The organism is Anoxybacter fermentans (assembly GCF_003991135.1).
Classification (GTDB): domain Bacteria; phylum Bacillota; class Halanaerobiia; order DY22613; family DY22613; genus Anoxybacter; species Anoxybacter fermentans.
In genome coordinates this window covers 2,047,158-2,067,598 of sequence record NZ_CP016379.1, presented here as the reverse complement: position 1 = coordinate 2,067,598, position 20,441 = coordinate 2,047,158, and the positions used below count along the sequence as shown (strand labels likewise).

The window sequence follows — 20,441 nt, the reverse complement described above, 5'->3', positions numbered from 1 at the left end:
GGGTTTATAAGTATGCGTTGCTTTCTGATAGGTTTTATCAGATATAAGTCAACGGTGGTTTAATGATCTGGATAAATTTTTTTCCAACTAAAAGATATATGGTGACCAGATACCTTTTCTGGTTCTGCCTTCTTATATTTTTCTTGATTTTGTTCTTTCAACTTTATTTGACAGAGATGAATCGTAAATTTGATATCCGTTTGTTTGAACTGACTAATGTACTTAAACAGGAAGAGGTTAATCGTTTGAAAGATATAAGTAACTTAGAGGTTTTACAAAAAAAATATGAAAAAATCAAAAACGAGTTGGCTGAATTGGATAAAAAGATAGAAATTTTAAACAATGTACAAAAAAATCCTGTTCCGATTCTAAAAAAAGTTGCTTATTTTTTGCCCGGAGAGATATGGTTAACAAAAATTCATAATGAGGGAAGAGGGAAAATTTATATTGAAGGCGAAAGTATAAATTATGTTCAAATTTTAAATTGGATAGAAAGATTGAAACAATTTCCTGAGATCAGTGAGATCCATTTTCTTAAGTTTCAAGGTCATCAAGTAATTCGGTTTACTTTAGAGCTTGAGATAGGTGGTGGGACACCATGACCTATTTCTTCTTTTATGAATTTAGGTATAAGCTGGCCTTGGGAATTGTACTTATTTTAATTTTTATCTCAATTTTTTTCTTTTTAATTCCAGAAATAAGATTATATAAACAGAAAAAAGCTGACTTGAATGAGTTTCAACTTATCAGTTCAAGAATAAAGCTTTGGAAAAACTATCGAAGCTTGAAGGAAGAAAAAGAAACAAAATCGAAATATGTAAAGGGTCTGGAAAGTAAACTTTACTTTGTAGATGAGATATATCTATTGGTGGAATCTATTCAATCTATTTTTCAATCTACTGGAATAGAACCCATCTCTTTTAATCTGGGTTCTATTATTGAAGATAAAATATATTTTTATCAGAATATGCAAATTAAGATCCAGGGTAGTTATGAAGAGATTTTAAGTTTTCTTTCATTAATAGTTAAAAAACATCTTATAAAGAATTTGGATTTCGAGATTGGGCCTTATCAGGATAGTTTGTTGCAGTGTTCACTTAATCTGGAGGTATATCTTAAGCCGGGGAAGTGGAGTGATTAGATGTTCGATAAAAAAAGAAGAAAAAAAAGTTTTATTTTAATAAGCATTTTCTTCCTGGTACTTATTGGTGGGGCCTGGTCTTTTTATCAGAATAATTTGTCTAAACCGGTTATGAGTGTTCAAAAAATTAATGTAAGTAAAGAAACAAATCAAGGTCAGAAAAATACCCAGTTCAGTTTCTCTAAAAAGGAAAATAATGAAGAGAAAGTGGAAAATTCAAAAAATGAATCTTTTCTTTACGATATAGTTACCAATTTAGAAAATTTGCGTGATCCATTCCAGAATATATTAAAAAAGAAAGATTCGGAGGAGAAATTAGTTTCCAATTCTAAAGAGCAATTAACTGATTCAAAATCGGATATAGAAGATGAGAAGGAAATTGATAAAGAGGTTACATATCAGGATTTATATGAGATGGTAAATGACCAGATTGCAACTGGAAATGTAGATTCAGAAATTATTGAGCCAAAGGTAGAATATCCTCCCTATATGCTGAAAGGAATTGTAATACGTGGAGAATTGCAAAAAGCGATTTTAACTTTTGAAGACAAAACTTATATTATTAGTACAGGTGATCAAATAGGAGATTGGGTGATTGAGGAGATAAAAAAAGATCAGGTTTTACTTAAAAACAAAGAAGGCCAGTGTTTTATCTTAACACTGGAAGGGGTGGTTTTTGATGAAGAGTAAATGTGTTCTTATTTTAATTTTTATATTATTTTACTTATTTTTAACTCCGGTTCAGGCAGATGAAAATACTCTTATTAGTATGGATTTTAAGGATGCCGATCTTAGAGATGTATTTCGGACATTGGCCCAGATTGCGGAAGTAAACCTGATTGTTCATCAATCTGTCCAGGGTAAGATAACTTTGACATTAAATGAAGTATCTTTTGAAGAAGCTATTAAGCTTATAACTATTATCAATGACCTGGAATATCACTGGGTGGGTAATACTCTTTTAATAGCAGAACCGACAGAAATTGAAGAAAATTTTACTGAAATGGGAATTCGAGCTTTTAATATTCAATACGCCGAAATGGATAAGATTAAAGAAGTTCTGGAAAGATTATTGATTGGAAGTACCATTGTTATTGATGATAGAACCAGAACGCTGGTGTTTGCAGGTAAAAAATCTCAGCTTACTGAGGCTCAAAAAATTATATCTAAATTGGATGTTCCTATCCCGCAGGTATTTCTGGATGTAAGAGTGGAAGAGATATCTACAACTGGATTGGATAAGGTAGGAGTTCCACAGGGAGACTATGCAAAACTTAAATTAATTTTAAATTCCAATGGTTTTGTCACCGATATTGGTTTTGATTTTCCCAATATAGTTGAATCACTAAGAAAAGAAGGATTAGCCAGAACTCTGGCTAATCCTGGTCTTGTTACTTTGGATGGAGAGGCATCCAGACTTCTCATTGGTGATAAAGTTCCGGTAGAAGCAGAGGAAGAGGTTGATGGTCAGCTTAAAACTGTCGTCAAATACATCGAGGCTGGGATTAAATTGGAGTTTACCCCTCGAATTTCTGATGATGGTTATATTACCCTTCAGGTTAAACCCCAGGTTAGTTCATTAGGTGAATATTTAACTAGAGGTTATCCGTTAATTCGGAGTAGAGAATTTGAGACTGTAGTTCGGATTCGTGATGGAGAAACTTTTGTTATCGGTGGATTGATCCGGGAGGAGGATCGAAAGAGCTTAGAAAAAGTACCGTTTTTGGGAGACATTCCTATTCTAGGTATGCTTTTTAGACATAATGAAAATTCCAGACAGTCAACTGAAATAGTTATCTTTATTACTCCCCGGATTATCTATCCTCAAACTGAAATAGGAAATAGTATTAAAGAGCAAATTGATAGAAAAAAGGCCAGGAATTTTATAGAAAAAGAAATGAGGGAGGATGAGCAGCAAAATCACCACTCCCTTAAAATTACTCCATGATTCTTACGGTTGGAGGGAAGATAGATGTTTAAATTTATGGTGATTCACGGCCCTAACCTTAATTTATTAGGAATCCGTGAACCAAAATATTATGGAACAAAGACCCTGGAAGAGATCAATTCAGAAATACAGGATTTTGCTGAAAAAGAGAATCTTAAAGTAACTATTTATCAGGAAAATGAAGAAGGTAAAATTATTAATCTTATACACCAGGCCTATTTTGAAAAATATGACGGAATTATCATTAATCCGGGAGCCTATACTCATTACAGTATTGCCATCCGGGACGCTCTGGCAGGAGTTAATTTGCCTGCTGTTGAGGTGCATATTTCCAATATCTATAGTCGGGAAGAATTTCGTCATCATTCAGTGATTGCCCCTGTTGTATTAGGGCAAATATCTGGTTTTGGTTCACAGGGTTATATACTTGCTCTAAAAGGCTTGAAAGAAAAATTAGTATCTGATTAAACTGCAAAAGCTAATTTTTCGCTTAAGAGAAATTTTTCGAACCATCTAAAGCTCGATTTCAGTCGAAATAAGGCTCCCTAATCAAAGGGCTCTCCTGGCCCTTGATTAGCTCATCACCTCCTGTGATGAGGCCTTATTTCGACTTCAATCTCGCTAAGATGGTTTAGCGAAAAATTTCTATGTCGCTCAAAATTAGCTTTTGCAGTATAATCATATCTAAATAAAAAACATAGTTAGGGGGAAGAAGTAGATGAAACAGAGGGTTGAAAGACTTAAGAAATTATTTACAGCAAAAGGGCTTGATGGAGTACTGATTACCAAAGCTGAAAATAGGCGCTATATAACCGGTTTTACAGGTTCTGCAGGAGTTGGGATAATTACTGAAGATCGTAATATTCTGGTTACAGATTTTCGCTATTTGGAACAGGCTGCTGAACAGGCTCCAGACTTTGAGATTGTAGACGGCACTATGGATATAGTGGTCAAAGTACAGGAAGTTGTTAATGAGTTAAAAATCAAAAAACTGGGGTTTGAGTCTCAGGGTATGACGTTCTTTGATTATCAACAATATATTAATCAAATTGGGGATATTGCTGAGCTGGTTCCATTGGATGGGTTAGTAGAAGAACTTCGTTTGATTAAAGATGAAGAAGAGATAGAGATGATTAAGAAAGCCGCTGAAATAGCTGATGCTGCGTTTGAACACATCCAATCCTTTATTAAACCAGGGGTAACTGAAGTGGAAGTGGCCCTGGAATTGGAATATTTTATGAAAAAGATGGGGTCGCAAAAGAATGCATTTGATTTTATCATTGCATCTGGCCCGCGTTCATCTTTACCTCATGGAGTGGCAAGTGATCGAGTAATTCAATCAGGAGAATTTTTAAAGATGGATTTTGGCGCTGTTTATAATGGCTATCACTCTGATATCACTAGAACGGTAGTGGTTGGTGAACCTAATGAAAAGATGATCGAGATTTATAATATTGTAAAAGAAGCTCAACAAAGTGTATTAGATCAGATTAAAGCAGGTATGACCACTAAAGAAGCCGATGCTATTGCCAGAAACATCATTGCTGAAGCAGGGTATGGATCTAACTTTGGACATGGTTTAGGTCACGGGATTGGTTTAGAGATTCATGAGGGTCCACGGGTCTCTTTTAAAGAGGAAGTTATCTTAAAAGAAAATATGGTCATTACTGTAGAGCCGGGAATTTATATTCCCCAATGGGGTGGTGTTAGAATAGAGGATGATGTAGTGATTACTAAAGATGGCTGTCGTGTTTTAACTTCTGCCACTAAAGAGTTGATAAAGTTGTAATTTTGTTTTGATAATTAATTTTTGTTATGATTAAGGTTAGATATTGGATTTTAAATTAGATATAATGGAAAATAGACAAAATATTTAATAAATAATTAAACTGTAAAAAGTTAATTTTTTGCTTTTTGAGAAATTTTTCGAATCATCTAAAGCTCGATTTTAGTCGAAATAAGGCTCCCTAACTAAAAGGTTCCTCCCTGACCTTTGATTAGCTGATCACCACCTGTGATGGGGCCTTATTTCGTCTGAAATAGGGCTAAGATAGTTTAGCGAAAAATTTCTATGCCGCTCAAAATTATCTTTTTGCAGTATAATCATAAATTGTTTTAATTAGATTAATGAGGCAAAGGAATGAAAAAAATTCCTTTGTTTCATTTAATTTTTTAAATTTTGCAAGAAATTTTTGGTTATATTGTTATAACATTATAATTAAAAACATATAAAAAATTTGTGTTATAGTAAAAAAATCTGTTTAAAAGAATTGATAGGTTTAACTAAAGTTTTTTCAGGCATTTAAGGAGGATTATTATGGTTAAAAAGAAAGGTTTAATTATATTGATGGTATTAATCTTTATATTGTTGTTTAATGACTTTGTTTTAACTGCACACGAAGAAAGCTTAGTTCAGAGTTTGAGTTTGTTGAAATGTATTCAATTGGCTCTTAAAGATCATCCTCAGATCAAATTAGCTTTAAATGAACTTAAAGAAGCAGAGCTGGATTTAGAGAAGTTGAAAATGGAGGATCCCCGTAATGTAGCTTCTAATGAAATGATAAATAAAAAAAATGAAATAGAAAAGGCGCGGAAAGCTTTATATGAAATCGGAATGAGGTTGATCTTAGAGATAGAGACAAAATATTATCAGGTTTTAAAAAATATTCAAACTGTTGAATATCAAAGACGAGCTTTAGAATGGGCTGAGAAACAATTACAAATTGTCAAGGTGAAATATGAAAGTGGGTTGGTTCCGGAAAAAGATCTATTATTTGCAGAAGAGAATTTAAAACGGGTAAAACAGGAATTATCTTATGCCTGTTTCAATTTGACCACAGCACGTATGGAATTAAATCTGGCTATGGGATGGGAGTTAGACAGATTTTTTGAACTGGATGTTCAGCAGTTTTCATATAAGCCGATAGAGGTAGATTTAGAAGAATCTATTCAGTATGCTTTAGAGAATGCAGAAAGTATAAAAGAAGCACATGAAGCTTTAAAACAGGCCAGAGAGATTCTGGAATTAAAAAAGAAAATGTTAAATTCGACGATAGAAATTATTAGAGCTGAACATGATTTAGAAAAAGCGCAAATTCAACTTGATCAGGTTAAAAAGGAGCTGGTGATCAGAGTACGAAATGCTTATCTAAATCTGATTTCCAGTAATGATAGAGTTATTAATGCTAGATTGGCATATGAGCATGCAAAAAAAGAACTGGAAGTACTTAAAGTAAAATATGAAGCAGGGATGATCCCATTACGGGAAGTGATTATTGGTTATAATGATTTAAAGGATGCTGAAAGAATCTGGATTGAAGCTATTTATGATTACAATATGTCTAAAGCATTATTTAACCAGATCATTGGTAAAAAATACTCTCTTTGTCAAGAAATTATAAATAAAGGAGTTAGTCAAAATGAGAAGTAAGTATCAATGGATTTTAATAATTTTGTTTGTAATAGGATGGTCTTCTGTTCTTCAGGCTGTGGAACCTTTAACTTTAGATGAGTGGATTGAGAGAGTATTTGAGAAGAACCCGAATTATCAATTAGGTTTAAAAGATTATAATTTAAGTTTGGAAGAATTAGAATCAGATAAGCATTGGGGTATAAATCGACTAAATCTTTCACTACCTGCCTTTTCTATATCTCAGGATGGATTGGAGAACAATTCTACTATAGAAATACAATATACTATTCAATTGCCTTATCAGATAGAGTTGGTTGGTAGAAATACAATTCAAAAAGATTCTGCAGATAAGATTCAGTTTAATGGAAATCTTATGTGGAATTTTAATTTATGGGATTTTAGAAATTCCAGTGAGGTTATAACCTGGACAATGGATTATCTGGGCCAGCAAAATGAATTTTACCAGTTGAAAGCCAATCTGGTCTGTGAAGTAGTTGATAAATATTACCAACTTCTGATAAAGAAATATCAGCTTGATGTAGCCCAAAAACAGCTGGAAAAGAGTCGGCTTTTAGCAGAAGAGGCGCAGATTAAATATGATGCTGGAATGATCTCTGAGATGGTTTTAGATCAAAATAAAGGTATGTTAAATAATGCTAAAAAATATTATAAAAAGCTCCAGCTAGAATTTAAAAAGGCAGAAAGAGATTTTACAAGACTTTATGGTCAGTTAGAATTTGATGAGACTTTTGCAGAACAGATAAATTTGAGTTTTAATCCAGATTGTTTAGAATTGGAGACAGAAAAAGTAGATGTTTTTTTGGAAAATTGGAATAAAAATAATATTGAAAAATATTTGAATGGAATTTATTCTTACAGAATAGGTTTTCTGGCGGTAAAAAAAGCAGAGGCAGCATTGGAAGATTTAAAAAAATCAAAAGATTGGCAGGTTAATATTGGAGTAAATTTAAATTACAGTACTGACAAAAATGCCAATAGTTTTTCAGGAACTATAGGTGTAACTAAAGAACTTTTTAATCCTTCTTTGGAGAGGAATATAAAAAGGGCAGAGATTCAACTGGAGAGAGAAAAATTGGCTTTTGAAGAAATGAAAAATGATTTAATCTTTGCTTTGAAAGGTCAGGTAGAGCAAATATACAATCTTCAATCTGACCTTGCTGAAGCAGCAGAAGAGTTTAAAGAAATCCTGGAGCGGAACAAGAGGTGTATAATTAGTTATAATCAAGGTTATCTTTCAGAATTGGAATTGTTAGATATGAAAATTGAGGCTGCTGAGAAAATAGTATCTATCTTGCAGTTGAGACAGCAATTGGTTTTAGCCAGGCTGACTTTAGGTAAAACTCTCTGTTTTGATGAGTTTTATAAGTAATGAGTCTTTAAGTGTAAAGAGGAGGGATAGCTTTTGTCTATTCTGGATGTTATCTTTTGGGTATTAAGGCAAATCCGGCAGCGATTGTTGGAATCAATTTTAATTATTCTGGGAATTGCTCTGGGTGTAGGTGCTATCTGTAATGTGTTGGGATTGATTGAAGGGTTTAATAAACAGGCTTCGGATATTATTAATTCAATTAATGGCAGAACTTTTCAAATTGTACCTTCCCAGATTGAATTTAAAAGTGATGAGTCTACGCCTCTTAAAAGGTTTTATTCAGAGAAAGAAGTAGTTAACTTAACTTTTGATGATTATTTGGAGTTTAAAAAGGCTAATCTGGAGGGAATAAAATATGTTTGGATTTCCAGAATGGTTAGGGAAATTTCAGGAGGAATGCAGGATAGGTCTGATTTGAAGGCTTTTAAAACCCAAAGCGGTGATCGGGGCGAATATGATATTGAATTTTGTTTAGCGACACCAGAAATATTTGCTGTTGCAGATTTAAATCTGCTGAAAGGAGATATTTTCAGAGATTTTGATGTAATTAATAAGAATAAGGTGGTTGTCCTTGGTGATGAATTGGCAAAATTGTATTTTGGCGAACAAAATCCTGTTGGACAGGAATTATGGCTTCGTTTTGGAAAATTTAAAGTAATTGGTGTTGTTCATAAAGATGTTGATGTAAAAAAAAGGGACTACATAACTGGGATAGGAGCAAGTGATAAATTAAATAAAATAGCATATATTCCTTATTTTAGTTATAAATTTGATGCTGATGAAAACTTGTTAGTAGAATGTATTTATATTATGGCTGACGAAGGTGTGGATTTAAATAAATTTTATAATAATTTAAAAAATATTGTAAGATATAGATATCCCAATGGGATAGGTATACATGGTCGTTATCTTTACCAGAATAAAATAAAAAATTCTTTTATAAATATTGGTAAGCTTATTGTAATTTTTTCATGTGCAGTTTTATTAATTGCGTCAATAAATATTTTAAATCTAATGATGGCCCGGGTTTTAAGAAGATATAAGCATATCGGAATTTCAGCTGCTCTGGGGGCCAGTCGAAAGGATATTTTTATCTTATTTCTGGTTGAAGCAATCATTTTAGGGGTTTTTGGAAATCTTTTAGGTATGGCTATAGCCTTTGGCGGATTGAAATTGTTGAGTCAATTGGTTAATTATCCTTTAAGTTTGACATTATTTACCTGGGTTGTGGGGAGTGGAATTACTCTTTTAATAAGTCTTATTTTTGGACTTTATCCAGCGATTCAGGCTTCCCAGGTATGTCCTGTAGATGCACTCCGGGTAGATTAAAGGGGGAAAGAAGATGTTGATACATGGTTTTCAGTTTGCATTGAAAATGTTTCAAAAAAGACCTATCAGAACGGGGTTAATTTTGCTTCAGGTGGCAGTGGGAACTGCTTCCATTATTGTTGTATTGTCATTTGTCTTTTCGGTGTTGGGTAATTCAAATCCGTATCAAGATTTATTACTAAAGGTTGAATATGGTAAAATAACCGGAACAAACAGGATGATGGCATCTGCATTTACTCCAGATATGGTAGATTATTTTCAAAAAAAGAGTAATTATCTTGAAGGAGTGACGATTGTTGAGGAAGATATTGGCGGAACTGTGGAGTACGGAGGAATAACCTACAAGTATAATAAATTTTATGGTGTTGGTGCTGAATTTGCTAGTATTATGAAAATTAAGATCTTGGAAGGTGCATTTTTTACTAAATCTGATATAGAACAGCGAAATCAAGTGGTAGTTATCTCTGATGTTGTCAACAAACAACTTTTTGGTGAAGAGAGCGGTATTGGCAAAGTGATTTATAGAAAAAGATTTGGTAATCCAGTTCAATCATTGAAGATTATTGGCATATTTACAATGGAAAAACAATTTCCGGGTGGGAATGACATTCATTTCTTAATGCCTTATACTACCTTTGTTGGGGAAGTTTCATCTAATCAATTATATTCCAGTCTATGGGTTCTTTGCAAAAAAGGAAAACTGGCTGAGGCTAAAGAGGAATTGAATATCTTATTTGCCCATGAACATGAAGGTTTAAGTTTTTCTGCTAGAGAAGAAGGAATGGGTCTTGTTTTTCAGAAATTGGATAACTATAAAAGTGAAGCTCGAAAAAAAATTGCAATAATCTATGGGCTATTTTTTGGTTCTTTTGCTTTTATAGCCCTAGTGGTCAGTTCTATTGGTATTTTGAGTATGATGATGGTGAGTATTGTTGAACGTACCCGGAAGATTGGATTAAGACGTGCTTTGGGGGCCAGCCGTTTAAGTATTATTAAACAGATTATATTAGAATCTGTACTGATTTCATTGATTGGTGGAATTCTGGGAACAATTCTGGCCTATTTTAGCATAAAACCGATTATAAATGAACTACTTTTAAAAAGTTTTTTCAATGTATTTGAGGATGTTCAGGCTACCCTCTCATTATATCCTGTGTTAATTGCTCTTGGCAGTGTAATCTGTGTTGGTTTGATTACTGGATTTTATCCAGCTATTCAAGCTGCATCTTTAGCTCCAGTAGAAGCTATTAGAGAAAATTGATTTAAAACAGGTGGTGACATTTATAAAAAATGAACCCATTATTAAAGCCCGTCCTGCCAAAAGAAGAAAGACTAATAAAATTAGAAATCTTAAATTGCTCTTGTTTATTTTAATTGTTTTGACCTTAATTGTCATTATTCCTTATTATCTATTTGTTCCTAAAAAAGAAGTTTTCAAATTACAAGAGTTTGAAATGGCACGGGTTGGTGTCTGTGATTTTATTATCACAGTTCCCGGTCAAGGAACTGTAGTTGCTGGTGAAGAAACAGAAATTAAAGTTCCTATTGACGGGACTGTAGTTAAGGTTAATGCTCAGGTTGGTAGTCTGGTAAAAAAAGGTGATGTATTGATAGAGCTTGATTATGAACAGCTAAAAGAAGAGTTGACAAAAGCCGAATTTCAATATGCTAAAAAGATAAGAGAAAAAGAACAGTTGATGTTAGAACATGAGCGGGAGTTAAAACAATTAGAACAGGAGATTGAGGATCTTACAGAACTTTATGAAAAAGCAAAAGAACAATTACCTATCTGGGAGAAGCTTTTTGAATTGGGCGAAATTTCAAAAGCAAAATTAGAAGAGGAACGGGAGAAATTAGACAATACTTATAAATCTCTAATTGATACAAAAGATTTAAAAAAATTTACAATAAAACAACAGCAGATGGCTGTAGAAGAAATAAATGCTGCTATTGAAGAACAGGCTCAGGTGGTGGAAGAACTGAAAAAGAATTTGCGATTTACTCGGATTAGAGCTACTATTGATGGAAGATTAATAGATTTATCTGTTAAGGTTGGAGACAGGTTGAATCCAGGAAGTATAGTAGCCAGGATTATAAATGATAAATCTTTTATGGTCGTGGGAGAGGTTTCTCTGGCTGATATTAACGCAGTCAAGGTAGGACAGCCAGTCAAGATAGTTGTGGGGGGATATGTTTATACCGGACAGGTAACTTCTATTGCTCCTGTTGCCAGGGAATCTGTTGTAGAGATTAATGTGAATTTTGATCAAGTACCGGAAGATTTAAGGGTTCAGACTTCAGTATCTTTAGAAATTCAGGTAGGAGTATTAAAAAATCGTCTAGCTCTACCCCGGGGAAGATATCTGAGCAGCGGTCAGGAGAGGTTTGTGTATCGAATTGAAGGAGATATTGCGAAAAAGGTACCGGTCAATTTTGGAATTGTGAATGGCAACTATATTGAGGTGAAAAGTGGTCTTGAAAAAGGTGATTTGATTATTATTAGTTCTTATGATAATTTTATTCATTTAGATGAGATTCAGGTGAATCTTGAAGGGGGATTGGAGAAATGATTAAACTAAAAGGTGTTAAGAAAATCTATGAGATGGGAGAAGTTGAAGTTCATGCTTTAAGAGGGATAGATCTGACTATTGAACGGGGAGAATTTGTTTCTGTAATGGGGCCAAGTGGTTCGGGTAAATCTACTTTATTACATATTCTTGGGGGGGTGGATCTGCCGACAGAAGGAGAGTATTTAATAGAAGATGTAGATATTACTGAATTGACAGATGGTGAACTTTCTCGCATAAGAAATCAGCATTTCGGATTTGTTTTTCAGAGTTATAATCTTTTTCCTGAGTTAACAGCTCTGGAAAATGTGATGGTTCCTTTGATGTATGCCCGGGTAGGATTGAAAGAACGAAAAGAGCGGGCCATTGAGCTTCTTAAATCACTGGATATGGGTCATAGGCTTAATCATTATCCCAGTCAACTTTCAGGTGGAGAACAGCAGAGAGTTGCCATAGCCCGTGCCCTGGCTAATAATCCTACACTGCTTTTGGCAGATGAGCCGACAGGAAATTTAGCTACTTATCAAGGTCGGGAAATTATGGAGATTTTCAAAAGACTTAATGAGGAAGAGGGGGTAACGATAGTAGTAGTTACTCATGATCCTATTGTCGGGTCTTATGGGAAACGTTTAGTAGGTCTTATGGACGGACAGGTGGTTGTTGATAGACTGATAGAAGAAGAAGAAACTGTTGATATTAAAGAATTGATAAAAAATGTTGTTTAGAATTGTATAAAAAGAGTTCTGTTTAGTTGGTAGAATTCAGGCCTTGTTTATAACCTAAACATATGATAGAATTAAATTGATGATTTTTGCTGTAAAAAATTAGTTTTTGTATAAAAGTTAATTTTTCGCTTAAGGGAATTTTTATATCACTCAAAATTAGCTTTTGGCAGTATATTTTTAAGTTTTATTTAAATATTTTAACTAAGGAGGTAATTTAAGATGATTTCTACTAATGATTTTTCCAATGGACTTACAATTGTAGTAGATGGTGAATTATACACCATTATAGAGTTTTTACATGTTCAACGGAGTAGAGGTTCTGCTTTTGTACGAACCAAATTGAAGAATGTTGAGACCGGTTATGTAATTGAAAAAACTTTTAAAGCTGGTGAAAAAGTTGAAAGAGCTTACCTGGATACCCGGGAAATGCAGTTTTTGTACAAGCAGGATGATCTTTATGTTTTCATGGATACCGAAACTTATGAGCAGATGACACTGGAAAAGGAAACATTGGGTAATGCAATTGATTATTTAAAAGAAAATGATATGATCAAAGTACAGCTTTATAAAGGCAAACCAGTTGGTATAGATTTACCTGTTACTGTTGAATTAAAGGTAGTAGAGACACCACCTGGAGTTCGCGGAAATACTGTGTCTGGTGGAAGTAAGCCTGCTACTTTGGAAACAGGTAAAGTAGTTCAGGTTCCTCTTTTTATTAATGAAGGTGATATAATTAAAGTAGATACCCGTACAGGTGAATATATCACCCGGGTTTAAGCCAGACTGTATTCAGTCTGGTTTTTAAATGTAGTATGATGTTTGGGTTATTGTTCAATAGAAAGATGCTAGAAAAATAGTAGTAAACTGAATATAAAATTATTTTGATAATTAAACTGCAAAAAGCTAATTTTTTGCTCCTTGAGAAATTTTTTGAACCATCTAAAGCTTGATTTCAGCTGAAATAAGGCTTTTTAATCAAAGGGCCTTCCTGGCCCTTGATTAGCTCATCACATCCTGTGATGAGACCTTATTTCGACTGAAATTTTGTTAAGATGGTTTAGCGAAAAATTTCTATGTCGCTCAAAATTAGCTTTTTGCAGTTTAATCATCATTTAGTTCGTTTTGTATTTAATCCGAATTTCTTTAACAGTCCCTTTCATATCAAGATGAGGGGGACTTTTTTTATTTCTTTTTAAGAAATTTTGCATATCATTACCCTTTTATAAATAGATATTTATATAAAGAAAGATATTCTGGAGGATCGAAGATGGATAGAAAAGATTTTACTGAAGAGATTGCAAAGTTTTTACCACAGAGATTGAGAAGTTATTTTAAACTTCTCAAAGATGAAGAACTTGATAAATTGCAGGAGATTCGATTAAGAGTAAATCGGCCTTTGAATCTAATTTTAGGTGACAGAGATCTTTTTCTTGGAAAAGATGGATTACATACTGACCCGTTTAGGGGAGAAATTATCAAAAGGGATGATTTGGGTCAGGCTATTCTCTTTTTGAGTAATCACTCTATTTATGCTCTTAAAGAAGAATTGAGGCAGGGTTTTATCACTATTCCCGGGGGACACCGGGTAGGATTTGTAGGATCTGGAATTATAAAGGCTGGCAAGATCGATCAAATTAAAGATTTTTCAGGTATTAATTTCCGTATTACCCGGGAAATAAAGGGATGTGCTAATCCTGTTATTCCTCAGTTAATTAAAGCATCTGGAGATATCCATCATACTATGATTGTTTCACCGCCTCGCTGTGGTAAAACTACACTTCTTAGGGATATTATCAGACAATTAAGCAATGGTTGGTCTGGATTTAGTGGGCTTAAAGTTGGGGTAGTGGATGAACGTTCTGAACTGGCTGGTTCTTTTCAGGGGATACCCCATCATGATCTTGGAGTACGGACTGATGTTTTAGATCATTGCCCCAAATCTACTGGGATGTATCTTTTGATTCGTTCCATGTCTCCTCAGGTTATTGCTACTGACGAAATCGGTAGTGCGGAGGATGTAGCAGCGATTCAAGAAGCAGTAAGGGCAGGAATCCGGTTGATTGTAACTGTCCACGGTAGTAATCTTAGGGAATTAATGGATAGACCTATTTTAAAAGAATTGCTTACAAGTAAAATATTTACCCGTTATGTTCTTTTGAGTAATCGTAACGGAGCCGGAACCATTGAAGGAGTCTATGATCAGGATTTAACAAAAATTTTTAAAGTCGGGCCAGCTGTAAAGGAGCGATTCCGATATGGTTAAAATCATTGGAAGTCTTATAATCATTGTTTCAGGTTTAATTGGAGGGCGGCTTATGGGCTATCAATATACCCAAAGAACACGAGAATTACAGGAATTTTATACAGCATTACATCTGTTAGAGACAGAAATTGGTTATGTTCAGACACTTCTACCCCAAGCGATGAAAAGATTGGCTTCAATTTCTCCTCAACCGCATAAACAGTTTTTTGCACTCTTTTATAAATATCTTCAATTCTCTCGGGGAATGACAACAGATCAGGCCTGGCAGAAGACGATAGACGAATCCCAGGGAAATTTTTGTTTGAAAGCTGAAGACTGGGAAGTGCTGAAACAATTTGGTAGGGCGTTGGGTAATTCCAATGATCAGGATCAGATTCGGCATTTAAAAGTTGCCCAGAAACGTTTAGAACAGTTGGAACTAAAATCCAGAGAAGAAGGAGAAAAGATGAGCCGTTTATGGAATTATGTAGGTATTTTAACCGGTATTGCTCTGGTTATTTTATTATATTAATTCTAAAAGAGGAGTGGATAAGATGCAAATTGATCTAATTTTCAAGCTTGCTGGATTGGGTATTTTTGTGGCGGTGATTAAGCTGGTTTTAGACCAGGCTGATAAAAAAGAGATCGCTCAGATGGTTACTCTTAGTGCAGTATTGATCTCATTTTTCTGGGTTGTCAGGTTGATTTCTCAACTTTTTGGTGAAATCCGGGCGGTATTTGGCCTGTAAGCAGAGGTGATAAAAGGTGGAAATTTTTCAAATTGTCGGAGTCGGTATTATCACTACTATTTTAATAATGGTTATCAAAGAACACAAACCAGAAATAGCCATTCAGCTAACGATTTTGGTAGGAGTGCTAATCTTTATATTGATGATGGACAAAATTACAGGAGTAGTTAATGTCCTTCGTCAGTTAGCGATTAAGGCCAATATCAGTTTAACATATATTACAACTATTTTTAAGATTATCGGTATTGCCTATATCGCTGAATTTGGAGCTCAAATCTGTAGAGATGCAGGTGAAGGAGTGATAGCTGCCAAGATTGAATTTGCGGCTAAGATTTTAATTATGATTATTGCCTTACCAATTATGATTGCCATTATGGAGTCGATAGTAAAAATTTTACCTTAAAAAAAGAAAAGGTGAAATGAAGATGATAAAAGGAAGAGTAATCCGAATTGTTATTCTCTTTTTACTCTGTTTTTTTTCGCAAACCGTTGCTGCTTTAGAAGAAGCCGGGCCAGATGTGGATACTATTTTAGAAGAACAGCTTAAGGATTTATCCCTGGAGAATATCCAGAAAGTAGTTAATAGATTAAATAAAGAGATGGATCAGGTACTTCCTACTTTGAATTTTACAGAGATGGTGAAAAAGTTTATTCACGGAGGGCTTAAATTTGATTGGAGAAAATTTATAAGAGGGATCTGGAATACACTATTTAGAGAAGTTCTGGCGAATATAAAGTTGTTGAGTCAGCTTCTGGTACTTGCTGTAATTGCAGCTCTTTTGAATGTATTTCAGGAGGCCTTTAATAATCCAGGAGTTGCTAAGTTATCTAATGGATTTGTTTACCTGCTTTTAGTGGTTATTGCTCTCAATTCTTTTTCAATGGCTGCTGGAATTGGTAGCAGAACTATTAAAGATATGGTTGATTTTATGCATGCTTTGCTCCCCACATTATTTACTCTCCTTATCAGTATAGGTGCAGTAGGTTCTGCCACTATCTTTCAACCTATGATCTTTCTTGTTGTCAGTTTGATTGCTACTGTGATCAAAATGGTAGTCTTCCCGTTGATTTCTCTGGCAGTAGTTTTAAGTGTGGTCAGCAGTTTTACTGGAGAATTTCGTCTTTCCAGATTGGGTGGGTTTATTAAAGAGATGGGAATTACCATTTTAGGACTCTCATTAGTCATCTTTTTTGGAGTTATTTTAATTCAAGGTGTAGCTGTTTCGGTAGCAGATGGTATTTCCTTACGGACGGCTAAATATCTGACCGGGGCCTTTGTACCTTTTATTGGTGGAATGTTTGCTGATGCTCTGGAATTGGTGGTAGGCTGTTCATTGTTGATTCAGAATGCTATAGGCTTAATCGGAATGCTTATTATTTTCATTACTGTAGTATTTCCCATTGTTAAAATCCTCGCCTTAGTTGTCATTTATAAACTGATAAGCGCTATCATTCAACCTATTGGAGAAGATATTATTGTTGATTCAATTAATAATTTAGGAAATACATTAATGCTGGTCTTTTTATCTGTAACGACAGTAGCTATTATGTTTTTTATTGTTATAACAATAATGGTGGGTATAGCCAATATGACAGTAATGCTGAGGTGATAATATGATTGAGATATTAAAAGATTGGGTCAGAGATCTTGTAATTATTGTGATATTTGCCAGTTTAGTGGAGATGCTTTTGCCCAATAGTTCAATTAGAAAGTACCTGAAAATAGTGATAAGTTTCTTCATTTTTTTAACGGTTTTAAATCCTATCTTAAGTCTAATTGATTCAGATTTTGATGTATTTTATCCCTTTGAAGATGTCTCAACCAAAAAGGAACAGCAATTTATTCAACATAAAGGTGAAGCAATTAAACAGCATAACCGAAAATTAGCTATTACGGCATTCAAGCGTCAATTACAGCAGCAGATTCAGGCTTTGATTTTGACCCAACCTGAGGTTGAAAAAGCTGATGTAGAAGTTCAGGTAACTGAAAAGGGACAGATTCAATCAGTTCAAATTAGTTTATCCATTGTTGAAGAGAGAAAATCGGATCCTAAAGATTCAGAAATAAAACCGGTGAAAAACGTTGAGATTTCCATTGGTTCCAGGAAGGGTAGTGAGGAAAAGAAAAAGATTTTAGATGTTGAGAAAAAGGAGAGGATTAGAGAGAAAATAGCAAAGCTTGTTATGAGTTTTTATAATCTAAAACCGGAGGCGATCAGTATTCAATAGGAGGAATGATTATGTTACAAAAACTTTGGGATTTTCTCTTTAACCCCAATGAAAAGAATGGAAAAAATAAACGCCAAAATGCTCTTATGTATATCAGTCTGCTGGCTATGGCGGGAATACTTTTGATGCTTGTAAGCAATATGATGAAGCCTTCTCAAAGTTTTCTTCCCGTAAGTGGTAATCAAAAAAAGGAGATAGTTCAGGTTTTTAGTGATGAAATTAATTCTAACAGTTATGAGGAAAGGCTGGAAGAACGTTTGAAAAAGGTTTTATCATTGATTGAGGGAGTCGGGAAAGTGGAAGTAGATATCACCATTGAACAGGGCCCGGAATATATTTACGGGTTCAACACTTCCATCTCCAATAGTGAAACAGAAGAACGTGATAATTCAGGAGGTATTCGTATTATCAAAGATCGCTCCGAATCACAGGATATTGTCATTATCAGAGATAAAAATGGTGAAGAAAAACCTGTAGTTCGTACAGAAAAATCTCCTATCATCAAAGGAGTATTAGTAGTAGCAGAAGGGGCGAGTAATCCAAAAGTAAATGCTGAATTGACCAGAGCGGTGAATACGGTTCTGGGAATACCTTTACATAAAATCTGTGTTTTACCCTATAAAAGGTAGGTGAAAGTACGTGAAAAGAGAAACTAAAAAAAGAATTATCTGGTTTGCTGTCTTTATGTTCTGGATTGGAATGGTTTCATCTATTCTGATCTATCAAAATTCTAATCCCAGTGAAATACCAGCGCAGAATAATTCTCAACCCAGTACTACCCCAGTAATTATAGAAAAAGCAGATGAAACAGGGGAGAATAATCAGGATATGATAGAAATTCAATTTACCGGAGTAAAAGAAAAGAAGCAAAATCAGGACTTTTTTGTTCAATACCGTCTGGAAAGGGATAAAGCCAGAAGTGAGCAGATTAATATTTATCGGGAGATGATTAATAATCCCAATGTAGACCCCAGTATCAAAAAGAATGCTCAAGAGGCACTACTCCGTTTAACCAGACATATTGAACAGGAGATGGAGATAGAAAGTCTAATTAGGGCACGCGGTTTTTATGATGCTCTGGCTTATATGCACGAAAACTCTATTGATTTAATCATACAAACAGATGGACTGACTGAAACAGATGTAACCAAGATTGGTGATATTGTCACTAAAATTACGGACTTACGGTTAGAGGATATTACTATCATTGAAAAGCGGATAACCGATATCGACTGAATTATGATTTTACTGCAAAAAGCTAATTTTTCACTTTATAAAGAAATTTTTTAAATCATCTAAAGTTCGACTGAAATTTCACTAAAATGGTTTAACAAAAAAATTCAATAGTGTTCAAAATTAGCTTTTTGCAGTTTAATTAATTATTATTTTTGGGTCTATAATTAATGTTGTGAAGAAAAAATTATAAAAAATAAAAAGGCATTTGCTGGCTCCGTTGAATTAATTAGTTGCGAACTAAAAACCAAAGAAAGGAGTCCAGCAAATGCAATATAATAATATCATAAAATTTCTTGATTTGCCAGACATTATTGCAACTGAAATTATTTCAACGGAGGACAGATATATTTTTATCGCTGAAGCAAAGAAAAATCACATTGTGTGTCCTCAGTGTGGTAATATCACTAATAAAATCCATGATACAAAATGGCAAAATATTAGAGACATCCCCATAAGAGGTAAACTAGTAATCATTAGACTTCTAAAGAAAAGATATCGTTGTCCTTATTGTCATAAGAGGGGTATCCCTGAAAAATATGAAAGTATTGATAAATATGCCCGTAAAACCAAACGCTTTGATAAATATCTTGCTAAAGAAACTGTCAGCAAGGATTATTCTAAAGTTGCTAGAGAAAACGGGTTAAGTTATACAGCTGTTAATAATGCAGTTAAAAAAGTAGTTGACCCTCTCATTAAACAACAAGTTTCAAAACTTAGTCAATTAAAAGCCATCAGTATCGATGAATTTGCAGTTTTAAAACGCCATAAATATGGAGTTAGCATTACAGATCCAATTAATCGGGAGTTAATTGACATTTTACCTACTCGCAAAAAGGATGATTTAATTGACTACTTTAATTGTTGGGAAGATGAACAAAGACGACAGATTCAATCGATCTCTATGGATATGTGGCGGCCGTTCAAAGCAGTAGCAGATGCAGCATTTACTCATGCAAAAATTGTTATAGATAAATTTCATCTTGTAACTTTAATGAACAGAGCCCTTGATGAAGTTAGAAAACAAGTTCAACAAACAGTAAATAATCATCAGAGAAGAAAGTTTTTTCAAAGTCGTTTATTACTCCAAAAACGAGCTGAAGAATTGACAGATGAAGAACATGAAAAGCTCATCAAATTATTTGAACTCAGTCCAGCTCTAGAAAAGGCCTGGGAATTAAAAGAGGAATTCAGAGACTTATTGCAGCTAGATGATGTGAAAGAAGCCACCAGAGCTCTAAAAAGGTGGTATAAAGAAGTAATAAAAAGCAAGCTGATGCCTTTTTACCAGGTAAAAAAGATAATACAAAGATGGGAAGAAAAAATACTAAATTATTTTAAGACTAAGATAACCAATGGCTTTGCTGAGGGTATCAATAACAAGATTAAATTGATCAAAAGGATTGGATATGGTGTTCCAAATGTTATGAATCTAAGGAGAAGAGTATTTAATGCAATGTTAAGTTATTAAATTTA

Annotated in this window: 22 protein-coding genes; all 22 read left to right on the top strand. The window is 34.0% G+C overall.

What is annotated here, in order from left to right; translation table 11 throughout:
- The first annotated feature begins 62 nt into the window (after nt 1–62).
- The 22 genes from BBF96_RS09375 to BBF96_RS09270 all read left to right on the top strand — a co-directional run bounded on the left by BBF96_RS09375 (nt 63) and on the right by BBF96_RS09270 (nt 20,436).
- The gene (locus BBF96_RS09375) at nt 63–602 is read left to right on the top strand and encodes a PilN domain-containing protein (protein ID WP_164730987.1); all 540 of its coding nucleotides are present in this window, start codon (nt 63–65) and stop codon (nt 600–602) included.
- Complete coding sequence (gene pilO, locus BBF96_RS09370) at nt 599–1,141, top strand: type 4a pilus biogenesis protein PilO (RefSeq protein WP_127016903.1); 543 nt, start codon at nt 599–601, stop codon at nt 1,139–1,141. Before BBF96_RS09375 ends, pilO begins: the two co-directional genes overlap by 4 nt.
- Complete coding sequence (locus tag BBF96_RS09365; RefSeq protein ID WP_127016902.1) at nt 1,142–1,831, top strand: hypothetical protein; 690 nt, start codon at nt 1,142–1,144, stop codon at nt 1,829–1,831.
- Nucleotides 1,821–3,089, top strand: a complete 1,269-nt coding sequence (locus tag BBF96_RS09360) for a type II secretion system protein GspD (RefSeq protein ID WP_127016901.1) — start codon at nt 1,821–1,823, stop codon at nt 3,087–3,089. Before BBF96_RS09365 ends, BBF96_RS09360 begins: the two co-directional genes overlap by 11 nt.
- A gap of 24 nt (nt 3,090–3,113) precedes the next feature.
- The gene (gene aroQ, locus BBF96_RS09355; RefSeq protein ID WP_127016900.1) at nt 3,114–3,557 is read left to right on the top strand and encodes a type II 3-dehydroquinate dehydratase; all 444 of its coding nucleotides are present in this window, start codon (nt 3,114–3,116) and stop codon (nt 3,555–3,557) included.
- Nucleotides 3,558–3,807: 250 nt separating this feature from the next.
- On the top strand, nt 3,808–4,878 hold the full coding sequence (locus tag BBF96_RS09350; RefSeq protein WP_127016899.1) for a M24 family metallopeptidase: 1,071 nt from the start codon (nt 3,808–3,810) through the stop codon (nt 4,876–4,878).
- 528 nt (nt 4,879–5,406) lie between these two features.
- Nucleotides 5,407–6,519 carry a TolC family protein gene (locus tag BBF96_RS09345; RefSeq protein ID WP_127016898.1) on the top strand — a complete coding sequence of 371 codons (1,113 nt, stop codon included), beginning with the start codon at nt 5,407–5,409 and terminating at the stop codon, nt 6,517–6,519.
- A complete protein-coding gene (locus BBF96_RS09340) occupies nt 6,509–7,891 on the top strand; it encodes a TolC family protein (protein ID WP_127016897.1) in 1,383 nt (460 codons plus the stop codon). The genes BBF96_RS09345 and BBF96_RS09340 overlap by 11 nt, the downstream gene beginning before the upstream one ends.
- 33 nt (nt 7,892–7,924) lie before the next feature.
- Complete coding sequence (locus BBF96_RS09335) at nt 7,925–9,220, top strand: ABC transporter permease (protein ID WP_127016896.1); 1,296 nt, start codon at nt 7,925–7,927, stop codon at nt 9,218–9,220.
- Between the two features lie 13 nt (nt 9,221–9,233).
- Nucleotides 9,234–10,481, top strand: a complete 1,248-nt coding sequence (locus BBF96_RS09330; protein ID WP_127016895.1) for an ABC transporter permease — start codon at nt 9,234–9,236, stop codon at nt 10,479–10,481.
- 13 nt (nt 10,482–10,494) lie between these two features.
- Nucleotides 10,495–11,790, top strand: coding sequence for an efflux RND transporter periplasmic adaptor subunit (locus BBF96_RS09325; RefSeq protein ID WP_127016894.1), 1,296 nt, complete (start codon nt 10,495–10,497; stop codon nt 11,788–11,790).
- Complete coding sequence (locus BBF96_RS09320; protein WP_127016893.1) at nt 11,787–12,512, top strand: ABC transporter ATP-binding protein; 726 nt, start codon at nt 11,787–11,789, stop codon at nt 12,510–12,512. The genes BBF96_RS09325 and BBF96_RS09320 overlap by 4 nt, the downstream gene beginning before the upstream one ends.
- 219 nt (nt 12,513–12,731) lie before the next feature.
- The gene (efp, locus tag BBF96_RS09315) at nt 12,732–13,289 is read left to right on the top strand and encodes an elongation factor P (protein WP_127016892.1); all 558 of its coding nucleotides are present in this window, start codon (nt 12,732–12,734) and stop codon (nt 13,287–13,289) included.
- Nucleotides 13,290–13,779: 490 nt separating this feature from the next.
- Nucleotides 13,780–14,775, top strand: coding sequence for a stage III sporulation protein AA (gene spoIIIAA, locus BBF96_RS09310; protein ID WP_127016891.1), 996 nt, complete (start codon nt 13,780–13,782; stop codon nt 14,773–14,775).
- Nucleotides 14,768–15,286: a stage III sporulation protein AB gene (locus tag BBF96_RS09305; RefSeq protein ID WP_127016890.1), complete on the top strand. Its 519-nt coding sequence runs from the start codon at nt 14,768–14,770 to the stop codon at nt 15,284–15,286. The genes spoIIIAA and BBF96_RS09305 overlap by 8 nt, the downstream gene beginning before the upstream one ends.
- A 22-nt stretch (nt 15,287–15,308) precedes the next feature.
- Nucleotides 15,309–15,503, top strand: a complete 195-nt coding sequence (spoIIIAC, locus tag BBF96_RS09300) for a stage III sporulation protein AC (RefSeq protein ID WP_127016889.1) — start codon at nt 15,309–15,311, stop codon at nt 15,501–15,503.
- Between the two features lie 16 nt (nt 15,504–15,519).
- Entirely contained in the window at nt 15,520–15,906 is a 387-nt protein-coding gene (gene spoIIIAD, locus BBF96_RS09295) for a stage III sporulation protein AD (protein WP_127016888.1), read from the top strand.
- Between the two features lie 22 nt (nt 15,907–15,928).
- The gene (gene spoIIIAE, locus BBF96_RS09290; RefSeq protein WP_164730986.1) at nt 15,929–17,113 is read left to right on the top strand and encodes a stage III sporulation protein AE; all 1,185 of its coding nucleotides are present in this window, start codon (nt 15,929–15,931) and stop codon (nt 17,111–17,113) included.
- 4 nt (nt 17,114–17,117) lie between these two features.
- Nucleotides 17,118–17,732: a stage III sporulation protein AF gene (gene spoIIIAF / locus BBF96_RS09285; protein WP_127016886.1), complete on the top strand. Its 615-nt coding sequence runs from the start codon at nt 17,118–17,120 to the stop codon at nt 17,730–17,732.
- A gap of 11 nt (nt 17,733–17,743) precedes the next feature.
- Complete coding sequence (gene spoIIIAG / locus BBF96_RS09280) at nt 17,744–18,361, top strand: stage III sporulation protein AG (protein WP_164730985.1); 618 nt, start codon at nt 17,744–17,746, stop codon at nt 18,359–18,361.
- Between the two features lie 10 nt (nt 18,362–18,371).
- Nucleotides 18,372–18,968, top strand: a complete 597-nt coding sequence (locus BBF96_RS09275) for a SpoIIIAH-like family protein (protein WP_236777797.1) — start codon at nt 18,372–18,374, stop codon at nt 18,966–18,968.
- Nucleotides 18,969–19,233: 265 nt separating this feature from the next.
- Nucleotides 19,234–20,436 (top strand): ISL3 family transposase, encoded by a 1,203-nt coding sequence (locus BBF96_RS09270; RefSeq protein ID WP_081499421.1) that lies wholly within the window; start codon nt 19,234–19,236, stop codon nt 20,434–20,436.
- The last annotated feature ends 5 nt before the right edge of the window (nt 20,437–20,441 follow it).